Below are 25603 nucleotides of genomic sequence, written 5' to 3'. Positions count from 1 at the left end.
GCTCACCTCGTACGGAGGGTTGTGGCACGGGGGTCGGGCACGCGGTCGGCGAGGAGCAGGGTGTCCCCGACTGCCAGGGCGTCGAGGCCCAGGTCCGCCGTCGCTGCCACGGCCTGTTCGGCGGTCCGCAGGATCGGGGTGCCCTTGCGGTTGAAGGAGGTGTTCAGCAGCAGCGGCAGTCCGGTGCGGTCGTGGAACTGCTCCAGGAGTTCGTGCAGGCCCTGGTGGTCGGGGGCGACGGACTGGACGCGGGCGGTGCCGTCGTGGTGGGTGACCGCGGCGATGCGGTCCGCTCGGCATCGGCGGACGCGGGCGACACGGTTCATGAAGGGGTCGCCCGCCGACATGAACCACTCCGTGGCGTGCTCGGCGAGGACGGCCGGGGCGAAGGGGCGGTACGTGGCTCGCTTCTTGATGGCGTTGAGCCGGTCGCGCGTGGCGGCATGGCCGGGGTGGGCGAGGATCGAGCGATGGCCGAGGGCCCGCGGCCCGAACTCGAGCTGCCCCTGCACCCAGCCGACAAGGCGGTGCTCCGCGAGCAGCGCGGCCACCGTGGGCGCCAACTCCGGCCCCAGGCCGGTCAGGGCGCGGTACCCGGACGGCACCCGTGTCGTCGGCACGGTGCCCGGGTGCGGACCCCATGCTGCGTCGGACGGCTCCGGAAGGCGCTCCTGCCCGAGCTGGTAGTGCCAGCCGTACAGCGCGGCGCCCACTGCGGTGCCCGCGTCGTGTGGGGCCGGTGCCACGAACAGGGTGTCGAAGCCGCTGTCGGCGGCCAGCTGGCCGTTGAGGTGGGAGTTCAGGGCGCATCCGCCGGAGAACACCAACGCCGAGGCCCTCGTGAGCCGTTGCAGGTGGCGGGCGATGTGGACGACCGATTCGGCGAAGACCTCCTGGACGGCGGCGGCCAGGTCGGCCCGCTTATGGTCCGGCTGCTCCGCGACTTTGTCGGCGGTCCAGGCCCGGCCCCCGAGCAGCAGCGGTGTGCTGCTGTCCGCGGAACCCCAGGGGTGATCGATGCGGACCTCGCCGTCGTCGCCGAGCCGGATAAGCTCGCGGATCTGCGCTCCGTAGCGCTGGGGATCGCCGAAGGCCGCGAGCGCCATCATGCTGCCCTCAGGTTCGTCGCCGGGCGGGATCACCCGCCGGGCGAGGTTCCGGTAGAAGTGTCCGAGGGAGGAGTGGACGCGCCGGGGCCCGGCCGGGCTGGGGACGACGGTCGGAATGCCCTGGTGGAGGCGGTCGATGTGATCGGGCCGCAGGTCGTACCCGGTGATGCGCTCGCGGCCCGGGCCGAAGTCGGAGCCGAGGGAGGAGCCGCCGGCGTCGATGACGAGGCCGGCCGCGTGGTCGTGGCCGGAGAGCAGGTAGCCGGAGAGCACGTGTGCGGTGTGGTGGGAGAGGAGGCGGAGGTGTTCGCCGAGCGGGGCGGGCAGGAGGGTGGCGAGTTCGTCGCGCTCCTCGGCCAGCCACCAGCCGGCGGCGGGGTTGGGGCGCATGGAGGCGGCCCAGACGGCGTCGATGTCCTGCGGTTCGAGGCCGGCGGCCTCCAGGCACCACTGGAGCGCGCGGGTCGGGGCGGTGAGCGTGCCCTTGCGGGTGGGGTGGTTGTGTTTGACGCCGCTCCAGCGTTCTTCCTCGGCCGCGTAGAGGCGGCCGTCGACGACTAAGGCGGCGCTGGTGTCGTGGTGGAAGTTCAGTCCGAGGACTGCGGGCATGGTGGTGTACCTCCAGTCTGAGGTCAGGCGGTGAGGGCCGGGGTGGGGAGGAGGGCGGTGCCGGAGTCGGTGTACTCGTGGCAGCGCAGGCAGAACCGGAAGTGGTGGCTGCGGGGCGCGAACACCTTGGCTGCGAAGTCCTCGTCCCAGATGCTGAATTCGCTGTCGTCCTTCGCCATGGCGTTGAAGCAGCGGTAGCAGGAACCGTCCATCTCGATCATCAGGTGCTGGTCGAGGTAGCGGTCGCAGATGCCAAGTAGCTCGTTCGCCGGCTGGCCGACGTCGACGTGGTGCACATGGTTGGTGACGTGGACGGCTCCGTACGTGTCGCACAGCCTCGCGAGCTGAGTGAGGCGGGAGGAACTGATGCCTTCCAGGACGCTGTTGATCACCACGGTCTTGCCGGCCTCACGGAGGCGGGGCACGACGGTGTGGACCTCGTCGTAGTTCTCGTGTTCGTCGTCGCAGCCGATGAGGACCTGGTCGTACGAGCGGAGGGTGGCCTCCATGATCCGCTTGTTGCGGGCCAGGGTGATGGCGTTCGTGCCCAGGACCATGACCTTGTCGGGCAGGCGGGTGCGGGCCGCGTCGCTGAGGGCGGGGAAGTCCCGGTGCACGGTGGGCTCGCCGCCGTTGATGTGCAGCTGCTGGAAGGGGATGGTCTCCAGCCGGGCCAGGATGGTGGAGAACAGCTCCATGGACATGTTCTCGCCCTGGGCGCCGTCGGCGAAGATGCAGAAGTCGCAGGAGCGGTTGCACTTCGTCGTGATCTTGATCTTCGCCGTCTTCAGGGCGCGGGGCAGGGGCGCACGCGCGGGCATGGGGGAACTCCTTGGGTCAGGGGTGGACGTCGCCGGGGGCGAGGCTAAGGAAGTCCTGCACGGCCGACTTCTGCCGGTGCCAGAGCGAGAGGGTCGCGCGCAGGGTGCCGACGGTGCTCGGGCAGGTGGGAATCAGCGCCGCCATCCGGGCGGCCAGCCGCTGGGCAGGGGTGGCCTCGTCTGCCGCGAGCGCGTTCAGGGTCTGAGCGGCGGCTCGGAGTTCCTTCGCCTCGCGTCGGATCAGGTAGTTGGTTGCCACGCCGGGCGGCGGGTCGAGGTAGTACAGCCAGCGGGCGACGCGTACGCGGAGCATCCCGGCGGTCATCACCCAGTCGGTACGGGCCTGCTCGGCCTGGCCGGCGGGGCGGTTCGCTTCGGGGACGCGGCGCATGGCCGCCTCCAAGGCGACGTGGGCCGTGCGGAGCAGGTGACGCGGACTCCGAGGACGGGCGTCGGATCCGTCTGCGGCGTGCCGGAGGAACAGGTCGGCGTACCCATCCAGCCCGTCCGGACGCCACTGGATGAGGGCTGCGGTTTTGCCGGGGCAGCGGGTCCGCGTCGCGAGCGCGGCTGCGGCGAACCAGCACGGGGCAAGGTAGTGCCAGGCCACGCAGTGGCGCCGGTACGCGGCGATGTCCTCCACCACGTTGTCGGTGCTGTCCGCCGCCAGCTGGTACCTGCCGCCCAGCCGTCCCTCGAGGATGCCCCGATAGAACCGCTCGTCGACCTCGCACCACGGCGCCATCTGGGCCCGGGACTTCCAGCGCTGGAACTCCCGGGCGCTCCCGCTGATCAGCGACCAGGTCGCGAGCTCGGGCGCGGAGACGAGCCGTCCGTCCGCCTCGGCCACGGTGAACGCGAAGCCGGGCGGGTGCTCCAGGAGACGCCGATGCGAGACCTCCCGGCCGACCGCGGCGGTGTGCGCGGCGGCCAGGCGGTGGTTCCACTCTTCCCAGTCCACCGGGGCCTGGGAGAGGAGGACCCGTACGTCAATGTCGGAGTGGGGAGCCAGCAGGTCGGCCGGCTGCCACTTGTGGGTGAGCATCACCGCGCCGACGCCGTGGGCGTCCAGCTCGCGTTCGTACAGCGCTCCGAGCCCCATATAGAGGGGCGGCGCTTCGACCACCGCCATCACCGTTCCCCCGAGGAGGCGCGGGCGCAGGCGGGCCGGGCCGCGTCCGTGGTGAGCAGAGGCAGCACGGGCAGGACGGGGGCGCCTTCGGGACGCTCCATCCGGTCCCAGCGCAGGTCGTAGTCGACGTAGTGAAAGCCCTGCCACGCGTCGTTGGTGTTGCGGTCGAGCATGGCCTGGAAGAGGTGCGCGAAGGCATCGCCGAGGGTGCCCTCGGCGAGGTGGGGCTTCAGGGGAATGTCGCGGTTGTGGAGGATGCAAGGGCGGGCCACGCCGGTGGGCGTGATCTTGATGCGGTTGGCGTCGGAGCAGGTGGCGCAGCTGGAGTTGGAGATGAAGCCGATCGAGCCCGCCCAGCCGTCCGGCCGGAGGTACTGCCCGGGGCTGCGCACCCCGAGCTCGTCCCTGCCGACCTCGCCGGCGTTCGCGAACCACTCGTGGAGGCGGTCGCGGACCGTCGCCTCGCTGATGAACTCGGTCTCGAACAGCGCCTGCGCGGGGCCGATGTTCTGGAGCTCGATCAGCCGGACGGCGATGGGCAGGTCGCGGGCAAGCTCCGCCACGGCGAAGGCGTCGTCCAGGTAGGTGCGCTGGAGAACGCAGTTGATCTTCACGCGCAGGCCGAGGGCGAGGGCGGTGTCGAGGGTGCGCCGGGTGATGCGCGGATCGCCGCCGCCCATGATCTCGGCGGACCGATCGGGGTCGAGGCTGTGGAGGCTGAGGTTGAGGTACGTCAGGCCGGCGCTGTGGAGCTTCTCGACGCTCAGGCCGCGGCGCAGGTTGCCGTGGCTGGTCATGCCGATCGCGGCGTCGCGCCCGAGGCCGTCGGCGAGGCCCGCGATCACGTCGAGGATGTCCGCCCGCAGGGTCGGCTCCCCGCCGGAGCAGTGCGCCTTCCTGATCTTCCAGGCGCCGGCCTCGGCGGCGATGGCCGCATAGTCGGAGGCGGTCAGGGGACGGTCCTTGTGCCCGTAGTCCGGCATGCAGCGGGGCTTGCAGAACACGCAGTCCAGGTTGCAGAGCGAGTTCAGAGTGAAGGCCAGGTAGGGGTGGTTGCGGCCGGTCGCGGTGAAGGCGGCGGCGAGGTCGAGGTGGCGCGTGGTGGGCATCGGTCAGCCTCCTACGAAGGGAGAGCGGGCAGCGGGTACCTCGGCCAGTCCGTTGAGCGGCTGGTCGGTGAGGTAGCGGCGCAGGTTGTCGGCGAAGAACGTGACCGCCTCGTCCATGTAAGTGCGGCTGAGCGTGGAGCTCTTCGGCGTGAGGACGACCCGGGGGTGGAGCCTGAGCGGATGGTGGGCGGGCAGCGGTTTCGGGTCGAAGACGTCCAGGGCGGCGCCGCGCAGGCGGCCGGCGTTGAGGGCGGCCAGGAGGGCCGCCTGGTCGACGGTCGCCGCGCGGCCAAGGTTGAGGAAGACGGACCTCGGCTTGAACGCCGTGAAGAGGTCGTGGTCGAAGAAACGGTCCGTGGCCCAGGTGGAGGGCAGCAGATCGACCACCACGTCGGCGACGGCGACCGCCTGGTGCACCGCCGACGTGTGCATCCACGTGATCCCACCCTCATCGGCCACCGGCGGCGTCCGCCGTACGCCGATGACGTCCATGCCGAAGGAGCGGGCCGCACGAGCGAGGTGTCCGCCGATGCTGCCGCAGCCGACGATGGTCATCGTCGCCCCCGCGAGGTCGAAGAACTCCTCGGCCAGGTCGTCCTTCCACCAGGTCCGGTTGCGCTGGGCGAGCTGGCTCATGAACAGCCCGCGTGAGAAGCCCAGGACCATCCCCATGGCGTGCTCGGCCATGGGCCTGCCGTGGAATCCGTACGAGCGGGTCAGAGCCACTCCGACGGAGTGGGCCTCGGCGACGGGCAGGTGGTCGGTGCCGGCGGCCGGGGAGGCGATCCACCTCAGGTGAGGCGCGCCGAACAGCCACGACGGTTTGAACGTCCAGCCGAAGTAGATGTGCGCCTCGGCCAGGTGGTGCGGCACGGACTCCTCGGTCGCCGTACGGAACTCGAACCCGGGGAAGGCGGCCGACAGCGCCCGCTCGTGCTCGGCAGACAACCGCCAGAAGGAATGCGGGGACTGCAGACTGATCAACACCACCGGCCGGTTCATCGCGCTCGGCCCTCCGTGCTGGACGCCGGCGCGAGAGCCCAAGGGGCGATGCGTTCGATGACGGACCCGATGCTGGCCTCGTAGTCGTGGCGCGAGCGCACCAGGGCCGCCCCGGCGCTCCGAAGCCGGTCGCGTTCGCGGGGCAGGACGGTCAGGGCGCGGTGTAGCGCGGAGGCCAGGGACCGGGCGTCACGTGGTGCGGCGGTGAAGCCGGTCTCTCCCTCGACGACGGTCTGGGCCAGCCCGCCGGCAGTGGTCGCCACCACCGGGCCCGCTCCAGCTGCGAACGCCTCCAGGGGGATGCGCCCGAAGGGCTCCTCTCGGGAAGGAACGACGACCGCGCGCAGGGCCGGGTTGTGCAGCCAAGCGCGGATCGCGGGGGTGAAGCGCGTGATCAAGGTCGCGTCCAGGCCGTAGGCGCGGATGCGCGCCGCCAGGTCCTCCTGGTACGAGGTCGGCCGCTCGTGCTCGTCCGAGGTCACGGCCGCCAGGAGAAGGTGCGGAGCGCGGACCCCGCGCTCCTTGAGGATGTGCAGCGCCTCCAGGAGGTCGTCGAAGCCCTTCGTCGGCACGGCGCGTCCCATGGCGAGCAGGAATCCGGCTCGGGCCTTGAAGGGCAGGGGCGGGGCGCTGGCCGGCCTGGCCATCTCCTCCTGGATCAGCCCGTTCGGAATGCTGACGACGCTTCCCCGAGGGACGGCGTAGCTGACGACGAGGTGGCCTCGCATGTGGGAGGAGATGGCGCCGATCCGCCCGCCTCGGACGGTCGCCGCCCGCAGAGCGTCGCGCTCCCAGCGGATTCGGGACATGTCCTTGGGGCGCGTCAGCGCGGTCGTGGAGCGGGGAATGAGCAGCAGTTCCGTGGTCGGCGAGGTGTAGGGGGCGAGCCCGAGGAACGGGATGTCGAGTCCGATGAGGAGGCACTGGCTCGCTCGATCGGCGATGCGCACGGCCGCCTCGCCGGCCAGGTCGCACAGCTGCACGGAGCCGTGGATCGTGTCCGGCGCCGCCGGGACCCCCGGGATGGTGATGACGTCGGCTTCGGCCTGCCGCAGCATCTGCTGGACCTCGCTGGTCCACCGCCGGTTGTGCGCTCCCGCGCTCTCCGGAACGTGCGGGGTGATCACAGAGAGGCGGCCCGGCGGAAGCAGGCGGGCCAGCGCCGTGAGGAAGGCTCGGTTGCTGAAGCCGGTGCCGGACTCCGCGCCGTAGAAGCCCTCGTGGAGGGCGACAACGACGCTGGGCCGGCGGACCACTTCCGGTACGGCCGTGGGCGGGGGTGGTGGAGTCGCATGGTCGATGCGCACCTTATGGTGCCTCCTTCGAAGACGGGTTATCGCGGGCGTGGGCTTCAGGTGCTGGCGGTCGAAGGGCTGACCGCGCGGGTGAGCCGGCACCAGGCGCGCGTGCCGTGGGCGCCCGTCGTCAGCGACCAGGCGTCGGCCAGGGCCTCGACGATGACCAGGCCCCGGCCCGATTCGGCTTCCTCCTCAGAGACCGGAGGAGAGGCGGGGGCGGGGTGGGAGCAGCCGCCGTCGGTGACGGTGATCTCGACCTCCAGGCCGCCGGCGGCCGGACACCTGCGGTCGACGCACAGGACCAGGGGCGGGCTGCCCGAGGCGAACGCGTTCGTCGCAAGTTCCGACCCGATCAGGCGCGCGTCATCGAGCAGTTCCTCCTCGGTGCCGTGGAGCGCGACCGCCATGGCTCCCCGAGCAACCTCGGCCGCCTTCGGCCCGTACGGCAGATCCGTGATCAGCGTGGTCGCGCCGCCGCGGCCGGTGTGCCCGTGTCCGGGGACGCAGGCCGGACGCTCGGTGTCGTGGTCCGGCACGATGCCGAGACGGCCTCGGGAGGTGCTCGTGTGGTGTCTCAAGGCCCACCTCTTTCTCCGTCGGCATCGAAGGCGGCGCCTTCCAACGGGATCCAAGAACACCGGAGGAGGCCGGTCGCGCAGGACCCGATCAACGGGTCAACTCGGTCAACTTCCTTGAGAAGGAGGTGAATCAGCCGCCCGAGGGCGTCACCATGAGGGAGCGCGAGAAGTGATGGATGAACCACTGGGGCAAGAGGTGGTCGCACGTGGCACCGCAGGCAGGGGAACCCAACGCCGTACTGGCGGGGTGCCTCGACGAACTCGGGTGGAGCCCGAAGGCGCTCGCTCGCAAGCTCAACAGGGTGTTCGGAGCGGGAACGGTGGCCGAGTCGGCGCCGTACCACTGGCGGGACGCCAGCTCCCTGCCGCGCTCGCCGTTACCGATGATGGCCGCCTACGTGCTCTCCCAGGAACTGGGTAGACCTGTCTCGGTGGCCGAACTCTGGCAGGGCCGCGTGGGCGACTCCTCGGCTCTCGTTCCGGCCGACACGGATCTCGCACGGCCTTGGACCGTGCAGGGCATGGAGGCGATCGTGGAGGACTGGGTGATGGGAGGGCTCGTCGACCGGCGCCGGTTCCTCGCGATCTCGGGCGCGGGGCTCCTCGCGATCGTTGCCCAGTACCTCGACGGCACCGCAGGGCGTGGCCAGTACGCGCCTCGGATCACGCCGTCTCTGGGTGCCGATCCGCTAGTGGACCAGGTCGAGCAGCACCTGCCCATGCTCTCCGCGCTCGACGACGAGCATGGTGGAGCACGCCACCTCCCCTACGTGGGTGCCCAGTTCCGTGCGGTCGGGCTGCTGATCCGAGAAGGTGGTCACGCTCCCGCCGTTGCGAGCCGCCTCATCCGCGCGCTCGCGGAGATCGGCCAGCTGGCTGGTTGGATGGCCTTCGACGCCGCCGATCACGGCCTCGCGCAGCGCTACTTCGCCACCGCACTGCGGGCAGCACACCAGGTCAACGACCTGCCTCTGTGCGCCCACATCCTCGGCGACCTCTCTTTCCAGGCGGCAAGCCGGGGCCACCCCGCGGACGCCATCGCCCTCGGCGAGGCCGCCCGCCGCGCCGGCGACGCTGCCCCGCCAGTCGTCCGGGCATCCGTCCTGTCGCGGCTCGCCTACGCGTACGCCGCCGCCGGCCGGGACAACGACTTCGCCCACACCCGCGGGGCCGCCCGTGACCTGATTGCCAGCCGGGACGGCGGCCAGGAGGAGCCTCGCTGGATGTACTTCCTCACCGACAACCACCTGGACTGCCAAGCCGGCTACGGCCTCATTCAGATGGGCCGTGCGCAGCTGAAGACGGACGGTGGCACGAGGGGGCGACGCTTCCTCGCCCAGGGAGCGGAGATGCTCCGATCCGGGGCGTATGACGTGCCGCGCGGCGACCCCAGTCAGCGCAGAGCCATGTTCGAAGGGGCCTGGCTGGCCCTGGGTCACAGTGCCCATGGTGACCTGGAGGCCGCCTGCGAGGTCGGCCAGATCGTCGCTGACCGCCTCGACGTCGTGCGCTCGCCTCGTAGCGCGGCCCTGCTCCACCAGCTCGCCGCCGACCTGCGCCGCCGGCAGCGCAACGCCCACGTGCGCAGCTTCCTACCGGTCCTGGAGCACGCCCTCGCCGAACACGCCCCGTCGACGCCACCTGGCCGTTAGGGTCAGGATCATGACCGCAGGGGAGCGCGTTGTCGTTGTCGGGGCTGGGGTGGCAGGGCTCACCACCGCCGTCGTTCTCGCCGAGGCCGGAGCCTCAGTGCACGTGATCGCCGAGCAGGTGCCGGGCGTCACGTCTCTGGCGGCCGGGGCGATGTGGGGGCCGTACCTGGTCGAACCGAAGGACAAGGTCGACCGGTGGGGGCAGCGGTCCCTGGAGGTCTTCCGCGATCTCGCCGAGGACCCGGCCACGGGCGTCCGGCTCACCAGCGGCATCGAGGCGTCTCGCACAGCCGAGGCCCCGCCTGACTGGGCCACCACTCTGCCCGGCTTCCGGCCGTGCGAACCGGAGGAACTACCGGCCGGGTTCACTGCCGGGTACCGGTTCACCGTGCCGCTGATCGACATGCCGACCTATCTCGACTACCTCCTGCGCCGCTTGCACGCCGCCGGCGGAACTGTCGAGCAGCGTCGCTTGGCCTCACTTGCGGACGTCGGCCCGGCCCCCGTGATCGTCAACTGCGCCGGCCTGGGCGCCCAGGACCTGGTCCCAGACCCCGACCTTCGGCCCATCCGCGGCCAGCACGTCGTCGTCACCAACCCGGGGCTGACCGAGTTCTTCTCCGAGGACACCGGCCTCTCCCCGGACCTGATGTGCTTCTACCCCCACGGCGACACTGTCGTTTTGGGCGGCACCGCCATCGACAACGAAGGCGACCTCGCCGCCGACGACAAAGCGGCAGCCGGCATTCTGGCCCGCTGTTCCGAGGTCGAGCCCCGTCTCGCCCAGGCCCGCGTCCTAGAGCACCGGATCGGTGCCCGGCCGACCCGCTCCGCAGTCCGCGTGGAGGCCGAGCGTTGGGAGGTTGACACCGTGGTCGTACACAATTACGGGCATGGAGGCGCCGGCGTCACGCTCTCGTGGGGCTGTGCCGAGGAGGCTCGGAAGCTGCTTGAACTGAAGTGACCTCAGGTCTCTGGTCGATACGTCTCTCGTTCCTCCCAGCGCCTTGAAGGGGTAGACGTGACGCAGCAGAACGCGGTGGATGGACTGTGACGGACGGCGCAGCAAATACCCCTGTCATCAGGAACTTCGATGCCCGCACCTCGCTCGACATGTTCAACGAGGCGGCGCAGGACACGAGTGAATCGTTCAGGGCGTGTGGGACGCGATCGCGCCCATCAGCCGTCTCTGTTCCCAGCCCCGCTGCCCCGCAGCCGGGGCGGCAGGTAGAACGAACCGCCGAATGCAACTCGACCTGACCAGCCGCCCTGCCGGATCGTATGAGGGAGTACGGCCCGGCAGCCCCAGCAAAACGAATGCCATCCCACCTAGGTCGCGACTACGCTTCACCGCTCACCGCTCTCCCAGATCTGGAGGCACCATGAGCATCAGCCGCTTACGCCCCGCCACCAGCGCCCTCGTCGTCAAGGACGACCACGTCCTGCTGAACGTCGGAGACTTCCCATGGCCCGGCACCTGGTCGCTACCCGGCGGCGGCCAGGAACCCGGCGAGACCTGGGCCGAATGCGTCGAACGGGAACTGCTGGAGGAAACCGGCGTCCGCGGCCGCGCTGTCGACCTGATGCGTATCCGCGAGTACATCCCGGACCGCGACCCCAACTACGAGCCCCGAAACGGCACGATCAGCCACAGGGTCGATGCCCTGTTCTGGTGCAACATCCTCGACGAGCCAGCCGCCCTCGGCGGCCACCACCGCGACCAGACACAGACAGGCGTCGAATGGGTCCCCATCACCAAGGTCCCCACCCTGCTGATGGTGCCCGCCACCTTCCCAACCGAATTGCCCACCATGATTGACACTTACCGGGCCGGCCAGTGGCAGTTCCAGTACGTAGGGCACACCCTGTGATCCTCACCAGCCGCCGCCTGACCCTGCGCCGCCCCGAAGCCGACGACATCGACTGGGTGACGGCCGAAGCGCAGGATCCGGAGATCCAGCGGAACACCACCATCCCCAGCCCCTACCACCGCACGGACGCCGAGCACTTCGTCGACAAGGCCAACACCGACGACACGCCCACGACGTTCGTGATCACCCACAGCCACACCGGACAGCGCCTGGGCGTCATCAGCCTGCACCAGCGCCCCAAGCACGCCCCCAGCGTGGGCTACTGGATCGGAAAGAACGCCCGCGGCCAAGGGATCGCGACCGAAGCCCTGGCACGGATCTGCCGCTGGGCCTTCGACGATCTCGACGCACCGATCATCGTGTGGACCGCCAACGTCGGCAACGAAGCCTCCCGCGCCGTCGCCGTGAAGACCGGCTTCAAGATGGAGGGCACCCTGCGCCTGCGCATCGCATCCCAGGGCCGCCTTCGAGACTGCTGGACAGGATCACTCCTGCCCGAGGAGCTCACCAGGAACGACTGAGCGTCGACCGCCGACGGTCGGCTGCGGCACCCGCTCGCGCACCACACCGCAGCCGACCGCAGGGAGGACACCCATGCGCAGCACCACCGGCAAGCGTGTGTGGGGCGCTGTCGCGTTCACCAACGCCGCCGGCCGCACGCTCGCCCATGGTGCGGTTCAACCGTACGGCGAGACAATGCCTGCTATGGCGACATGCAGCTCCTGAAGGTCTTCCAGAGTCTCGAGAACTACATCCGCCCCTGCGTCTCTCAGGGCGGGAGCCGGGGTCTTCCCGGAGGCGACCGCGACGACTGCCGCACCTCCCTCGAGGCCGGTACGGACGTCCTCGAGGGAGTCGCCGATGATGACGGTGTTGGAGCGGGTAAAGATCGTCCCGTGCTTGACCTGGGCGCGCTTCTGCGCGATGCCGACGAGCGCCGGCCGGTGCTGGTCGTCGGAGGCGTATCCGCCGATTTCGGCGTCGACGTAGCCTCCGAGGTCGAAGGCCGCGAGCTTCAGCAGGGCGTTCGGCTTGAGGTTGCCCGTGACTATGGTCGGTACGTAGTCCGGGCGCTCGTGGACCGATCGCAGCGCTTCCACCGCGCCGGGCATGAGGACGCCATGGTCACGCAGGTCATCCGTGTGGGCGGCGAGGCGTTGGGGGACGAGGTCCACCATCCGCGGCAGCAGCTCGGGGACGTCGCCCTCCGAGACTCCGTTGCCCAGGAGGAGGGCTCGAATCGCGACGGGCATCGTCACACCCGTACCACGAGCTGGGAGGTGCTCAGCCGGGCGACCGACAACCTCTGCGAAGGCTTCACGGTAGACCTGCCGGTCGATGTCACCGACGTACAGCAGCGTACGGTCGATGTCCCACAGGATCAGAACCTGCTCGGCCTGCGTCACGTTCGGCTCCTCGTTCCCATCACAGCGGCAGCCCGCTCCTGCAGGTCCCGAGCGTATGGGGTGTGGTTCACCGGCTGCAGCTCGGCCAGCATGTTCTGAATGTGGTCGTTCAGCCGGGCGGACTGGAGCTGCTCGGCGAGGTCGAGTGCTTCGTGCGCCGTGGCGCATCCTGCGTCGACGTCACCTTCCCGGATGTGAGCGGATGCGGCGCGGGTGAGGAACAGGCCACGGGTGCGCTGATCAGCCGGATTGAGCGCCTTCCGCGCCTGGGTGAAGCTGGTCACGGCCCTGTCGGGCTCGCCGAGGTCGAGATAGCAGCTGCCGGACTGTCCGTGGATCTCGCCGGTGTTGATCCAGTACAGCCAGGCCGGGTCGTTGTCAGACCGGCCTCGGGAGCAGAGTTCCGCAGCGCGGTCGAGCGCCGCGACTGCCGCGTCCTGCTCGCCGAGCTTCGCGTGTCCTCTAGCCTGCCGGGTCAGCAGCATGGCCTCCAGGGCCGGCGCGTCCAGGTTCCTGATCTTCTCGCGGGCCGCTGATGCCGCGATCACCGCACTGCGGGGAGATCCGGTGGAGTAGCCGTGGATGGCCATGTAGGAGAGCGCGCCAGCTCCCAGCCGGACATCACCCGAAGCCTTCGCCGCGCGGAGCGCGGCGAGCAGGTACGCCGGAGTGCCGTCGTGATTCCCGGAGTCGAAGGTGAACCAGCCTGTCTGGGTGGCTGTGTCAGCGATGATCGAAGCGAGGCGCCTGCCTTTCACCTCGTCGTACGACGCATGATGAACGAGGCGCTGGAGGAACACGAGGTGTGCGTCGCCGAGCTCGGCGAGGGTGCCGCTGCCTGTACTCGCATCCATGACCCGCAGGCTGTCCGTGGTCTGTTGCAGGCTGTCGAGCAGCTCGTTCGTGAGCTGGCTTCCGTCTGCCGCTCGCACGAGCGGCTCGACTTCGGCGGTGCCCCATTGGTGTACGAAGGCGGTGAGCGCCACACCACTCACGACGAGGAATCGACGACGGTCCATCGCACTGCCTCCAACCGCTGCGCCCAGTGCCGCCACCATACGGGCCGCTGTCCAAGGCAGCACCGGGTCCAAATCGTCGTGGACCGGCTCGGGTGGCTGAGACGGGGTGGTCGCTGGGTGTGGTAGCGGAAGCGGTACGAGTTCGGCGGGCACGCCGAGACCGGTCAGGAATTCGACGATCTTGTCGATGTTGGTGAGGCGCCGGTTCCCCGACTCGAGCATGGATAAGAACGCCTGGCTAAGCCCAGTCAGTTGAGCGAGATCCTCTTGCCGAAGGGATCCTCGCTGACGGACCAGTCGGCTGGCCCGGCCCAAGTCCCAGGCCGCGAGCGCCTGGCGCACATCAGGGTCGCGCCACACGCGTGCCGGTACGGTCGGGGTGTGGCGATCGAGGGCATGTGCGCGGGCACATGCGGAGCACAGTGCGTCAGAGTTGTACTGGCTCAAACGGCAGCCGCATCGATCACAGCGCCTCGGCGACTGCTGGAGCACCTCTTGCCTCCCCGTTGAGCGAGAGCGTGCGGGTTCAACTACCTCTGGTGAAGCCGGAATCACTCCAGTGATATCACCCGGGGAATGTGTGCACCGGGTATTCGGCCATCAGTCTGGGAGCGCACGGCAGGCCAACGGCTCAGACGAACGACCCGAGAGTGTGATCATTCGGGCGGACCTGAGTAGGCGGACCTGCGGTGGAACATCCGCTCTTCGCCGTCTCTTCAACGGAGTCCAGAGTGCCTTCGGCCTTGCACGCAGAGTTGGCGGGAATCCCGCCGCCGACAGCGACGGTTCCCACGCGGCTCGGTGCCGCACCGTCCGACGCGTGCGGCGGGAGCGCGTTTCCGGCTGAGGACGAACGATGACCGTCAGCATCTCCGCCGTCGTGCTTCTCTCGGTCCTCACCTTCCTGTTCGTCAAGAAGGCCGGGCTCAAGGTCGGCCACGCCATCGTCTGCACGCTGCTCGGCTTCTACCTCGCCAGTTCGTCGCACGCTCCGACGATCGGTGAGGCCGCCACCAGCGTGGCCCGGATGATCGGCGGGATCCGCTTCTGAAGGGCACCTTGGCTGTGCCGAATCCGGCACAGCCGATCTCGTGGCGAGAGACCCTTCCGCCCTTCTCCGAGCCGCTCGCCCCATCTCAGCTACCGCCCCTTTCCGGAGGTACGAAGGTGACAGCCGACACCACCATCGCGTGTACGGGAGCGCTGCCCTATTCGTCCGAGGCCGGCCGAGCGAGGCAGCAGTGAGCCCCCGCCCCGCCTTTGACCGGCACCCGGCATTCGACGACCGCTCCCTGCGGAAGGTGGTCGAGGACGCGGCGATGGGGCGCTGGGAAGGCGCTCGGGAGCTCCTGGCCGCGACGGGCGCGGACTGGGACCGGCGTGTCTTCCGGCTCCAGGTCCTCGCCCGCGCCGGAGTGCGACTGACCTTCGCGGATACCTGGGCGCAGGCCGAGCCCCGCTCGCCGCACGCCTTGGCTCTGCTGGCCCATGTGCAGGCCCTGCGGTCGATGTCCGTGGGGCGGGGTCGTGGCCGCAGCGAGGCGATGGAACGGGCGTGGGAGGCGTGTGACGCCGCTGCCGACGCCCTGCCACCGGACCCGTCGCCGTACATCGTCATGCTCGCTCTGCTCCGCTTCCACTCTCCCGACCGCGATCCGGCGTGGCGGGCCACCGTGCGGCAGGTGTGGGAGCAGGTGGAACAACGGGACCGGTGGAACCGTGAGGCGCACCACGAGCTGCTCACCTACATGTTCCCCGTCTGGCACGGCACGGGCGGCGAGATGTTCCACTGGGCCCAGGAGCGGTGCGCGCACGCGCCCCGGGGGCTGCCGCTGCACGTCCTCCCGTTGGTCGCCCTCGCCGAGTCCCACCGGCAACGGATGGAGAAGGACGGCCATCGATACGGACTGACCGTCCATCCGTGGACGGACAACCCGTCCACCTGGCAGGCGTGGGAGAACTGGTGGGCCTACCGGGCCCCTACGCGCCTGCACGCCGGCTTCCACGAGGACGCCAACTACCTCGCCCACGCCCTGTCGTTCGCCAACCGGCACAGGGAGGCCGCCGAGGTGTTCGATGCCATCGGCCCGTACGCCACCGATGCGCCGTGGAGCTACTGCGGCGACGCCCGGCAGTTGTTCACGCGGCACCGCGGCTGGGCGGTGAAAGCGTCTGCACCGTACCCCCAGCGGCACTGATCAGCGCACCGCTCGCGCCGAATCTCCTGCATCACCGACCTGAGAGGGCATCCCTATGCCTTTGGACATACCCAGCGTGGCTCCTTCCGAGGAGGAGCGTCTCGCCGAGCTCGGCATAACACAGACCCTGGACCGCTCCATGTCCGGGAAGCAGAACTTCGCCGTCTCGTTCACGATCATCAGCATCCTGTCTGGCTGCCTGACGATGTACGGCTTCGGCATGAACGCCGGCGGGCCGGCCCTGATCATGTGGGGCTGGGCGTTCGTCGGCCTGATGACCCTCTTCGTCGGGCTGTCCATGGCGGAGGTCTGCTCCTCCTACCCGACGTCCGCCGGCCTCTACTTCTGGGCCCACAAGCTCGCCCCGCGCAGGTCCGCTCCCGCGTGGGCCTGGTTCACCGGCTGGTTCAACACCCTCGGGCAGGTCGCCGTCACTGCAGGCATCGACTTCGGCGCCGCCTCGTTCCTCAACGCGTACCTGAACCTCGAATTCGGCTACGCCGCCACGCCCGGCCACACGATCGTCCTCTTCGGCCTCATCCTGCTGCTCCACGCCGTCGTGAACACCTTCCGCGTGCGGATCGTGGGCTTCTTCAACACCGTGTCCGTCTGGTGGCACCTGATCGGCGTGGTGGTGATCGTCGGCGCGCTGATCGCCATCCCCGGCACGCACCAGTCCCCCGGCTTCGTGTTCACCGAGTTCGTCAACAACACGGGTTGGGGCTCCGCCGTCTACGTCGCTCTCATCGGCCTGCTGATGGCCCAGTACACGTTCACCGGCTACGACGCGTCCGCACACATGACGGAGGAGACGAAGAACGCCTCCGTCGAAGGACCGAAGGGGATCGTCCGGTCCATCCTCGTCTCCTGGGCCGCCGGCTTCGTCCTGCTCTTCGGCCTGACCTTCGCCATCCAGTCGTACACCGGCGCACTCGACTCCGGGACCGGAGTGCCTCCCGCGCAGATCTTCCTCGACGCGCTCGGCGCGAGCACGGGCAAGCTGATGCTGCTCATCGTCATCGGCGCCCAGCTGTTCTGCGGCATGGCCTCCGTCACCGCCAACTCCCGCATGATCTACGCCTTCTCCCGCGACGGCGCACTGCCCTTCTCCACGGTGTGGCACAAGCTGCACCCCGGGACGCGCACGCCGACCAACGCGGTCTGGCTGGCCGCCGGCGGCGCATTCGTACTCGGCCTGCCCTACCTCTTCAACAGCACGGCCTACGCGGCCGTGACGTCGATCGCGACGATCGGCCTGTACATCGCCTACGTCATCCCCACCTTCCTCCGCCTCCGCCAGGGCGAGCTCTTCCAGCGCGGTCCCTGGCACCTCGGCCGCTGGTCCAAGCCCGTCGGCGTGCTCGCCGTCGCGTGGGTCGCGGTGATCACCGTGTTGTTCATGCTGCCCCAGTCCGCCCCGGTGACCGTCGACACCTTCAACTACGCCCCGGTCGCGGTCGGCGTAGTGCTCGCCTTCGCCGGTACCTGGTGGCTCGTCTCCGCCCGCAAGTGGTTCCTCAACCCGGGGCATCCGAGGAACGTCCTGGCCGAGCCCGTCGGGAGGTCGGAGAGGGCATCTGCCTGACGCCGACATGCAGGTCGCCTTCGCCCCGTGATCGACGTCAGGAAGGGAACTACTCGGCGACACCAAACGGAACGCGAAGCGGCTGACGACTGCCGCCCCATGGCCAGACCCGGCCGGGAGCATCCCTCTCGGCCGGGGATACATCGCCCCCACGAGTACCTGCTGCACGACGGCTCTACCGAAGACCAGCAGGCGTCCACCATCGCCTTCTGGCTCGGCCGCTGGCTGAGCGGGAATCTGCTGCCGCTCTCCTGAACCCTCCACGCCATCGCCGGCCACCTGCACCAGTCCAGATCGCCACCTCCTGGCGCCCGCGCACCGGCGGTTAGCTTCCGCTCCGACCACCAGGCAGCAGGAGCAGCCCGTGGTGCCAGCCGCTTCGGGCAACCACGATGAGGCACCCGTAGCTCACCCTGACCGCGTACAGCTGGCAGCGCCCGAGCATCGGCGTTTCGGCCAACTCGCCGACGGTGGCGCGCCCTTGCGCCGCAAGGGTCGGTGCACGGCGCACCTTCGAACAACCGCTGAATTCCGGTGCGCGAAAGCCGTCCGAAAGAACACGTGCTCGAAATCGGGACTGCGTCGTTGAGCACGCTGACGCCACCGCCACACCTCCTGGAGGGAACACATTGACGCAAGTCGAACCAGGCAGCGACGAGACCTCGACCCCGCCGAAGGCCGCCGCGACGGCCACGACCAGCATCTCGGACGCCGAGCGCGAGCTATACGGCGGCCGGCTGCGCTACGACCAGTCCTACGTCCAGCACGAAGGGCCGCTGACCCGACTGGGCTTCGGGCACATGGCGGCGGCGCTGCCCCGCATGGTGGGCATGGTGCTGCGCACCGGCTGGCAGACGGACCGGCGGGCGCTCGCGGGGGTCGTGGCGGCCCAGCTCGGGCAGGGCGTGACGGCGGGCTGGGGGCTGGTGGCGGTCAACAGCGTCCTCACCCAGCTGTTCGCCGACGGTCCGACCGCGGACAAGCTCCGCGACGCCCTGCCGTCGCTGGCCGTGCTCGCAGTCACAGCGGTGGCGACCGCAGTGCTGTCGGCGTGGTCGACAGCCATGTCAGGTCGGCTGGAGCCGCAGGTGGAGCGGGCGGTCTCGGCCCGGTACTACACGGCCGTCACCAACGTCGAGGTCGAGGCGACCGAGCGACCGGAGGTCCAGCGGGTCCTGGAGGCGGGGAAGTTCGGAACGGACTCGGCCCGCAGCATGCTCCGGCTGTCGGTCGGCGTGGGCAGCGTGGTGATCGGCATGGCGGCGGCCGCGGTCGTACTCGCGGCGCTGCACTGGGCGCTGCTGCCAATGCTGCTGGCCATCGCCCTCCCCAAGGGATGGGGAGCGGTCCGCTCCGCGCGCCGCGAGTACCTCTCCCGCCTGAACTGGGTCGACCACCGCCGCGCGATCGCCTCCCTGCTCGCCTACCTGACCCGCCCGCACGCCGCCGGAGAGATCCGCGTACACGCCGCTGGCACCAAGCTGCTGTCCAGCTACGAGGAGATGTCGAGGCAGACGGAGGCGGAACAGCGGCGCCTGGCCCGGGCACAGGCTTCCACGGACCTGATCGCCGGCGGCTTCGCAGGGCTCGCGTCGCTGGCCTGCTACGGGGTGCTGTGGTGGCTCCTGGCGACCGATGGTCTGCCGCTCGCCGTCGGCGGCACGGCGGTGATCGCCATCCGCACCTCGACGGCACGGCTCACGTCACTGGTGCAGCAGGTCAACCGCTTGTACGAGGAGCTGCTGTTCCTCACCGACACCGAGGACGCCATCAAGGTGGCAGGCGAGAACGCCATCCCGTCCTCCGGCACGCCGCTGCCCACAGCTACTCGGGAGGTGTTGGTGGAGGGGGTGTCGTTCACCTACCCGGGGGCCGACAGTCCTTCGCTGAAGCGTGTGAGCGTGCGGGTTCCCCGGGGGAAGGTGACGGCCCTGGTGGGTGCGAACGGCTCAGGGAAGACCACGCTCACGAAGGTGCTGGCCGGAGTGCTGCTGCCTTCCGAAGGGAGCGTGTGGTGGGTGGGTGAGTCGGGCGAGCGGGTCGAGCTTCGTGAGGCGGACCGCTCCCAGGTCTTCGGCGCCGTGGGTCTGCTGGCGCAGGACTTCCCGCGCTGGGAGATGACGGCCGCCGCGAACGTGGCCATCGGGATCGGCGACCGTCCCCGGGACATGGACCGCGTCCGCCAGGCCGCCAAGGAGGCGGGCGTGCTCAACCTGATCGAGGGCCTGCCGCACGGCTGGGACTCGATCGTCTTCAAGGGCTACGAGCGCGGTGTCCAGCTCTCGGGCGGACAGTGGCAGAAACTGGGGACCGCTCGAACAAGATACCGGCAGGCGCCGTTCCTGCTGGTCGACGAACCGACGTCGGCGCTCGATCCCCATGCGGAAATCGCCGCGTTCCAGGGACTGTGGTCCCTGGCCGCGGAAGGACACGCGGTCGTCCTCGTCACCCACCGGCTCGCCGCGACCATGAACGCCGACCACATCTACGTCCTCGATCAGGGGCGCGTCGTCGAGGACGGCACCCACGACGAGCTCATGGCCCGCGAGGGCGGCCTGTACCAGGGGATGTTCTCCGCCCAGGCCGCTCAGTACGGGCTCTCGCCCGCGGCCGACACGCTTCCAGGCCCCCGCAGCGCCCAGCCGCCCGACCGCGAGACGGCGAGCTGACCACCCACGGGACCTTCACCAGCCCGGTCCCGCAGCACCCCGCCCCCTACGTCGAAGGCGAGACGACGCTCATGCCCCCCAGCTCCTCCTCGATCCGCAAGACCATCGAGGCGTACCTCGGCCGCCACCCTGACGAGCGTGATGCCTTGGCCGGGCTGCTCGCCGCCCTGGACCGGCCCGTCGACGTGACTGCCCGCACGACGCTGGCCGGCCACATCACGTGCAGCGCCGTCATCATCGACCGCCACTGCCGGGTGCTGCAGATACGGCACCGGGTCACCGGCCTGATGCTCGCCCCCGGCGGCCACATCGAGCCCGAGGACCGCACGCTGCTCGCCGCGGCTCTGCGCGAGGTTGCGGAGGAGGCCGGGATCGCGCCCGAAGCCCTGTGCCTGACGCGGCAGACGCTCGGCTCCCCGGTCGACATCGACGTCCACGACATCGACGCCAACCCCTCGAAGGGAGAACCGGCTCACCGGCACTACGACTTCCGCTACGTGTTCTACCTAGCCGGCAACGAGCCGCCGGCGATCACCCTGCAGGACGAGGAGGTGTCCGGCGCCCAGTGGATCGCCGTGCCGGAGGTCGCCTCGCCGACGCTGCACGCAAAGCTCCTCCAGACGGAGTTGGACGGGCAGCCGGAGCCGGTGAACGCGTCCGCCCTGATCCATGACGGCCGGGGCCGTTACCTGCTCCATCTACGCGACCACAAGCCCGGCGTCATCTGGCAGCCGGGGGCGTTCGCCCTGCTCGGCGGCGGCCGCACGCATGACGACCAAGACCTTGAGGGCACGCTGCTGCGGGAGCTGTCCGAGGAGGTCCCCGACCTCCTTCTGGAGGACGTAAAGCCGTACGCCGTGGAGACGGCCACCAGCGTCGACGGCCTCAGCGTCCCGATCCAGGTGTTCACCGGCATCTGGCGCGGCGACCCCGACCGGCTCCGGCTGCACGAGGGCGTGCTGCTGCGCTGGGTCACCCCCGACGTACTGGACCGGCTCCGTCTGAGCCCCGCGACGCGGGACCTCATCCGCCGGCACGCGGCCGAGAACCCTCCGGGCGGCGCGCCCAGCGCCGCCACTCCGTTGCACGAAGGGGGCAGCCAGCCCGTGCTCAACGGCATCGGCGTCCACCTCCACCTGGAGGACGACGACGGACGGGTGCTCCTGGGCCTGCGCCACCCCGACTCGGCTTTCGCGGGGAACACCTGGCACTACCTGGCCGGCAAGTGCGAACAGGAGTCCGCGGTTGCGTGTCTGGTGCGGGAGGCGCGGGAGGAAGCCGGGCTGGTCATCGACCCCGCGGACGTGGATCTCGCGCACATCGTGCACGTCGTCGACGCCCCGGGCGGACCACCGTTGATGCAGCTCGTGTTCCGCGCCCGCCGCTGGAAGGGAGAGCCGAAGGTCCTGGAGACCGACAAGTGCCTGGCCTGGAAGTGGTGGCCGCCCCACGAGCTCCCGGACCGGCTCGTCTCCTACACCCGGACAGCCCTGGCCGGCATCGCCGAAGGCCGCGTCTACTCCCAGTTGGGCTGGTGAACGACGTGAGCACGCCTACCGGGAACGGGGCGCGCCCTGTCTGTCCGCGGGCCGGGACCGCTGGGGGTGCCGGGATGAGTGCCGAGTCCGATGTCACGGCCGTGACCGGGGCCCTGGCGCTGCTATCTCGAATCACGCCGGCCGCGGTTGTCGAGGGGCCGGCGGGAACGGCGACTCGTAACTACCTGGCCCGCGAAGGCGGGCGATGGTTCGTGAAGGCGTACCCCCGTGGGACGCGCGACCTGGCCGAGGAGCGGCAAGCGCTGGCCCTGGGCGAGTCGGCCAGGCGGAGCGGGGTTCCGGTGCCGGCCGTGCGGCGGTCGGTGTCCGGCGAAGTGATCGCGTCGGCCGGCGGACTGTCGCCCAGCCCAGCCGTGCCGGAGCCCGCACGTACTGACGACGCCCGGCAAGTCAGCTCACGTGGAGGCGATGCGGCGTGAGCGAGGAATCAAACACGGCGGCAGCGGTCGTGTCCTCCGCTTCTCCCGAACCGCCAGATCCCCTGGAGGTCACCGTGCCGTCCCACCACACCGCGCCCGTAGCATCCCGCGCGGATCCGGAGTCCGCCGTCGACGACTCCCAGGCAACGACCGCCCGAGCAGCGATGGTCGCCCGGCTGAAGGAATGCGGTGACGTGGGGCCCAGCCCCGTACGTGAGGCCCTGCTGGCGCTGCCGCGCGAGGTGTTGATGCCGCAGGCGTACGTGCGGCGCTCGGCGCCCGACGAGACGCCGCCGCGCTGGGATGCGCTGGACTGGGCGCGGCCGGACGACAGGGACGAGCTGCTGCGTCTGCTCTACAGCGGGGACAGCGTGGCAATCCAGCACGACGGCGAGCCGGTCCTCGGCCGGACCCCCGGGCCGCGCTCCGGAGGCGCCATGACCGCGATGTCCAGCACCATGGGCATGACCGCCGGCCTGCTCCAAAGGCTGGACCTGCGGCCAGGGCAACGGGTACTGGACGTCGGCACAGGAGCGGCGGTCACTGCCGCCGTGGCGTGCTTCGTGTGCGGCCACGACAGGATCGTCACCGTCGACGTCGACCCCCACGTCAGCGAGGCCGCCAGGGCCCGGCTGCTGGAGCTTGGCTACCGGCCCGCCGTAGTGACCGGGGACGGCACCGCAGGATGGTCCGAGACCGCGCCATACGACCGGATCTTCGTGTCCTTCGCCGTGCCCCGGATCCCGCCGGCCCTGGTGAGCCAGCTCGCGCCGGGCGGGCGGGCGCTGATGACGCTGGGAACCTCTTCGCCGTCCTGGCCGGGCCTGGCCGTGGTCACCAGGACGTTAACCGGGGCGGTGGAGGGCACGCTGGTCGCGGTGGAGTTCGGGCACCGCGGAGGGTGGGGCTTCGACCGGCTGTTCCTCTCACGCAAGTTCCGCGACCGCATCGCCACCTCGCACGGCGACTGGACACAACGAACCCGACTGGAGCCCCCGCCGGACACCGCGCGGGGCCTGTGGCTGGCCCTGGATCACCACTTCCCCGGGCTGGTCCGGCACTTCGGCGCCGAGGACCTGACGATCGGGGCGCCTAAGTGCGGCTCGTGGATGCAGGTGCGTGGGGCCGGCTACCGCCGCTGGGACGTCACCGTGGCCGGGCCTCGCGACATCTGGGCGGAGATCCAGGACATCGCCAGCCGCTGGCGAGCTGCCGGATCACCACAGACGTACCGGCTTCAGATCGGCGCCGACGGCACACAGCGGGTGACCACCGACAGCGGCGCCCTGTCCTGGCTCCTGCCCACCCCACGCTGTGACAACGGAGAGACACGATGACCCACCCTCAAGTCCCCAGCAACGCCTCCTCGGAGAACAGCTTGTTCGGCACGGCGGCCGCTGGCTACGCCCGCTACCGTCCCGGCCTGCCGGACGCGGCGGTCCGCCTCCTGGCCGCCACCCAGCATGGTGTGCCCGACCCTGTCCTGCTCGATCTGGGGACCGGCACCGGCCAGGTGCCCCTCGCGCTGCGGCCCGTTCTGCACCGGCTGGTTCACATCGACCTGGTCGACGTGAACCAGCAGATGCTTCACCAGGCCCTCGCCGCGCTCGAGCCGGTCCGCGGCGCGTGCACAGTGGCCGCTTTCACCGGCGAGGCCCACACCTTCCTCCCCGCCCGGCCCAACCAGGCACCCAGTCTGATCACCTGCTGCCGGTCCTTCCATTGGATGAACCGCCCATCCGTATTGCGGATGGCGGACCGGGTGGCCGCGCCGAACGCCGTTGTGGCGATCATGGGAGACGGCAGCCTCTGGACCCACCAAGCGGACTGGACGGCCGCCTTGCGGGAGCTGATCCAGACCTTCCTGGGCCCGGACCGGCGCGCCGGCACCCACGGTACGTACACCGGGCCATCCCGTTCCTACGAGGACGACCTCGCCGACTCCACGTTCAGCGACGTTGCCGAACACAGCTTCCCCATCGCCCGCTCCTGGACGCCCGAGGACGTCCTCGGCTACCTGCGCACCACGAGCTTCGCCCGCGCCGCCCTGTTCGCCGACCGCCACCAGGACTTCGAGGCCGAGGCACTCCAGCTGCTCGAGGCGCATGCCCGCGGTGGTGTCCTGAAGGAGTACGCGGTCTTCACCGTGCTGCTCGCCCGCCGGCCTGGCGGTGACGCATGACCGGCGGCCAGCGGCACACCGAGCCGCTCGACGTCCACCTGATTGCGGTGCGCGACGGCACAGCGGGGCCCGAGGTGCTGCTCTCTCGACGGGCCGGCGACGTCTACGCCGCCGGTTGCTGGCACCTTCCGTCCGGACATCTGGACGGCCCGTGGGAGGACATGGTCACGGCACTGGTGCGCGAGACCCGCGAGGAGACCGGCATCGTGGTCGACCCGACCGATGTCCGCGCGGCCGTCACCGTTCACCACCGCTCACCCGGCGGCGGAGCACGCGTCGGAGTGTTCTTCGAGGTGCGGCGCTGGCACGGCACCCCGCAGGTCACGGAACGCAAGGTGTGCGATGCCATGGGCTGGTTCTCGTTCGACGAGCTGCCGGAGCCAATGGTCGCGTACTGCCGGGCGGGACTGGACGCCTACCGGGCCGACGCACACATGGGCGTGCACTTCCAGGAGCCCGGCGACCCGATCGCCTACGACCCGGCGGTCGACCGGCTCGTCTTGGTCCCCGACCACGGCAGCCACGGCGCCGTCCCGGAGGATGCCGTGCGCGACTTCGCCGAGCGGGCGGTGGGCCGCATCGCCGGCTGGACAGACGTCTCCTGGGCGCGTGAGGAAAGCCACGTCTGGCGGGCGCGCGCTGCCGAGGGTGGCGAGTGGTACGTCAAGATCCACCAGAACGAGATCTTCCACCAGCGCGAAGTGACGGCCCTCCGTGGATGGGTTCCCGCTCTCGGCGCAGCCGCACCCCGCCTGGTAGCCGCCGACACGGGCCTTCGGGCGGTGGTCCTCACTGCCGTGGGAGGCCGCTCCCTGCACGGCGCCACGTACCCGCCTGAGCAGCAGCGTGGGATCTTCCACCGAATTGGGCAGCTCGCGGCGGCCATCCACACCAGCGCCCCGCCCCGGCCGGCCGACGGCACCCTGCCCCTCGGGAAGCTGGAGCGGCACCTGGACGGAGCCAGGCTCTACCTCGCGCCCGGGGATGAGGAGTTCATCCGTGCCACGGCCGAGAAGGCCGCCGACCTGTCCGCCTTGGACGTGGTGCCCACGCACGGCGACTTCCAGCTACGCAATCTGCGCTGGGACGAGGACGCTGGCGCCCTGTACGTGATCGATTTCGAGCGATCGGAAGAAGGCCCGGCGGTACGCGACTTCGTCCGCCTGTCCGACGCCTGGCACGGCCGCCCCGACCTCTTTCAGGCCGTGGTGCACGGCTACGGCCGTTCCTTCACTCCGGCGGAAGAAGCCCAGTTCACCATCCTGTCCGTGCTGGATTCCGTCTCCGGCATCTCCTACGGCGCCGCACACGGCGATCCCGAGCTGGTGGAGCGCGGTCGCCGCACCCTGGCCCGGCTCCGCGCCGCACAACGCCCTTGACCACCA

21 protein-coding genes are annotated in these 25603 nt (G+C 70.2%); 12 read left to right on the top strand and 9 right to left on the bottom strand.

Features of this window, described 5'->3' with window-relative positions; translation table 11 throughout:
• Positions 1-2 precede the first annotated feature (2 nt).
• From AB0Q96_RS12165 to AB0Q96_RS12135, 7 genes are read right to left on the bottom strand one after another with little or no spacing between them, the layout of a single operon-like run.
• Positions 3-1718 (bottom strand): carbamoyltransferase C-terminal domain-containing protein, encoded by a 1716-nt coding sequence (locus AB0Q96_RS12165; protein ID WP_365324335.1) that lies wholly within the window; start codon positions 1716-1718, stop codon positions 3-5.
• 23 nt (positions 1719-1741) lie between these two features.
• Entirely contained in the window at positions 1742-2539 is a 798-nt protein-coding gene (locus AB0Q96_RS12160; RefSeq protein WP_365324333.1) for a radical SAM protein, read from the bottom strand.
• A 16-nt stretch (positions 2540-2555) separates the two neighbouring features.
• Positions 2556-3671, bottom strand: a complete 1116-nt coding sequence (locus AB0Q96_RS12155) for a hypothetical protein (RefSeq protein ID WP_365324331.1) — start codon at positions 3669-3671, stop codon at positions 2556-2558.
• Complete coding sequence (locus AB0Q96_RS12150) at positions 3671-4780, bottom strand: GTP 3',8-cyclase MoaA (protein WP_365324328.1); 1110 nt, start codon at positions 4778-4780, stop codon at positions 3671-3673. Before AB0Q96_RS12150 ends, AB0Q96_RS12155 begins: the two co-directional genes overlap by 1 nt.
• A gap of 3 nt (positions 4781-4783) precedes the next feature.
• Positions 4784-5782, bottom strand: a complete 999-nt coding sequence (locus AB0Q96_RS12145; protein ID WP_365324327.1) for a D-2-hydroxyacid dehydrogenase — start codon at positions 5780-5782, stop codon at positions 4784-4786.
• Entirely contained in the window at positions 5779-7089 is a 1311-nt protein-coding gene (locus tag AB0Q96_RS12140; protein WP_365324325.1) for a glycosyltransferase family 4 protein, read from the bottom strand. The genes AB0Q96_RS12145 and AB0Q96_RS12140 overlap by 4 nt, the downstream gene beginning before the upstream one ends.
• A gap of 44 nt (positions 7090-7133) precedes the next feature.
• Positions 7134-7658, bottom strand: a complete 525-nt coding sequence (locus tag AB0Q96_RS12135) for an ATP-binding protein (RefSeq protein WP_365324323.1) — start codon at positions 7656-7658, stop codon at positions 7134-7136.
• Positions 7659-7864: 206 nt separating this feature from the next.
• Between AB0Q96_RS12135 and AB0Q96_RS12130 the strand changes: the two genes are divergently transcribed.
• The 4 genes from AB0Q96_RS12130 (at position 7865) to AB0Q96_RS12115 (ending at position 11702) form a co-directional block, all read left to right on the top strand.
• Positions 7865-9310 carry a carph-isopro domain-containing protein gene (locus tag AB0Q96_RS12130; protein ID WP_365324321.1) on the top strand — a complete coding sequence of 482 codons (1446 nt, stop codon included), beginning with the start codon at positions 7865-7867 and terminating at the stop codon, positions 9308-9310.
• A gap of 10 nt (positions 9311-9320) precedes the next feature.
• Positions 9321-10274, top strand: a complete 954-nt coding sequence (locus tag AB0Q96_RS12125; RefSeq protein WP_365324318.1) for an FAD-dependent oxidoreductase — start codon at positions 9321-9323, stop codon at positions 10272-10274.
• Between the two features lie 418 nt (positions 10275-10692).
• On the top strand, positions 10693-11181 hold the full coding sequence (locus AB0Q96_RS12120) for an NUDIX domain-containing protein (RefSeq protein ID WP_365324316.1): 489 nt from the start codon (positions 10693-10695) through the stop codon (positions 11179-11181).
• Positions 11178-11702: a GNAT family N-acetyltransferase gene (locus tag AB0Q96_RS12115; protein ID WP_365324314.1), complete on the top strand. Its 525-nt coding sequence runs from the start codon at positions 11178-11180 to the stop codon at positions 11700-11702. The genes AB0Q96_RS12120 and AB0Q96_RS12115 overlap by 4 nt, the downstream gene beginning before the upstream one ends.
• Before the next feature lie 156 nt (positions 11703-11858).
• Here the strand turns inward: AB0Q96_RS12115 and AB0Q96_RS12110 are convergent, their stop codons facing one another.
• Both AB0Q96_RS12110 and AB0Q96_RS12105 read right to left on the bottom strand, forming a co-directional pair.
• Complete coding sequence (locus tag AB0Q96_RS12110; RefSeq protein WP_365324312.1) at positions 11859-12587, bottom strand: haloacid dehalogenase-like hydrolase; 729 nt, start codon at positions 12585-12587, stop codon at positions 11859-11861.
• Positions 12584-13948, bottom strand: coding sequence for a helix-turn-helix transcriptional regulator (locus tag AB0Q96_RS12105; RefSeq protein ID WP_365324729.1), 1365 nt, complete (start codon positions 13946-13948; stop codon positions 12584-12586). Before AB0Q96_RS12105 ends, AB0Q96_RS12110 begins: the two co-directional genes overlap by 4 nt.
• 514 nt (positions 13949-14462) lie before the next feature.
• Between AB0Q96_RS12105 and AB0Q96_RS12100 the strand changes: the two genes are divergently transcribed.
• The 8 genes from AB0Q96_RS12100 (at position 14463) to AB0Q96_RS12065 (ending at position 25597) form a co-directional block, all read left to right on the top strand.
• Positions 14463-14657 carry a hypothetical protein gene (locus AB0Q96_RS12100; protein ID WP_365324310.1) on the top strand — a complete coding sequence of 65 codons (195 nt, stop codon included), beginning with the start codon at positions 14463-14465 and terminating at the stop codon, positions 14655-14657.
• Positions 14658-14847: 190 nt separating this feature from the next.
• On the top strand, positions 14848-15804 hold the full coding sequence (locus tag AB0Q96_RS12095) for a hypothetical protein (RefSeq protein WP_365324308.1): 957 nt from the start codon (positions 14848-14850) through the stop codon (positions 15802-15804).
• 55 nt (positions 15805-15859) lie between these two features.
• The gene (locus tag AB0Q96_RS12090) at positions 15860-17389 is read left to right on the top strand and encodes an amino acid permease (RefSeq protein WP_086825121.1); all 1530 of its coding nucleotides are present in this window, start codon (positions 15860-15862) and stop codon (positions 17387-17389) included.
• A gap of 629 nt (positions 17390-18018) precedes the next feature.
• Positions 18019-20058 (top strand): ABC transporter ATP-binding protein, encoded by a 2040-nt coding sequence (locus tag AB0Q96_RS12085; protein ID WP_365324306.1) that lies wholly within the window; start codon positions 18019-18021, stop codon positions 20056-20058.
• Positions 20059-20129: 71 nt separating this feature from the next.
• Positions 20130-21596, top strand: a complete 1467-nt coding sequence (locus tag AB0Q96_RS12080; RefSeq protein WP_086825116.1) for an NUDIX domain-containing protein — start codon at positions 20130-20132, stop codon at positions 21594-21596.
• Between the two features lie 514 nt (positions 21597-22110).
• Positions 22111-23373: a protein-L-isoaspartate O-methyltransferase gene (locus AB0Q96_RS12075; protein ID WP_365324304.1), complete on the top strand. Its 1263-nt coding sequence runs from the start codon at positions 22111-22113 to the stop codon at positions 23371-23373.
• Positions 23370-24218, top strand: coding sequence for a methyltransferase domain-containing protein (locus AB0Q96_RS12070; RefSeq protein WP_365324302.1), 849 nt, complete (start codon positions 23370-23372; stop codon positions 24216-24218). The genes AB0Q96_RS12075 and AB0Q96_RS12070 overlap by 4 nt, the downstream gene beginning before the upstream one ends.
• Positions 24215-25597, top strand: coding sequence for a phosphotransferase (locus AB0Q96_RS12065; RefSeq protein ID WP_365324300.1), 1383 nt, complete (start codon positions 24215-24217; stop codon positions 25595-25597). The genes AB0Q96_RS12070 and AB0Q96_RS12065 overlap by 4 nt, the downstream gene beginning before the upstream one ends.
• Positions 25598-25603 lie beyond the last annotated feature (6 nt).

The sequence above is a fragment of the Streptomyces sp. NPDC093111 genome, from assembly GCF_040683955.1.
GTDB lineage: Bacteria > Actinomycetota > Actinomycetes > Streptomycetales > Streptomycetaceae > Streptomyces.
This window is presented reverse-complemented; position numbering and strand designations above follow the sequence as displayed.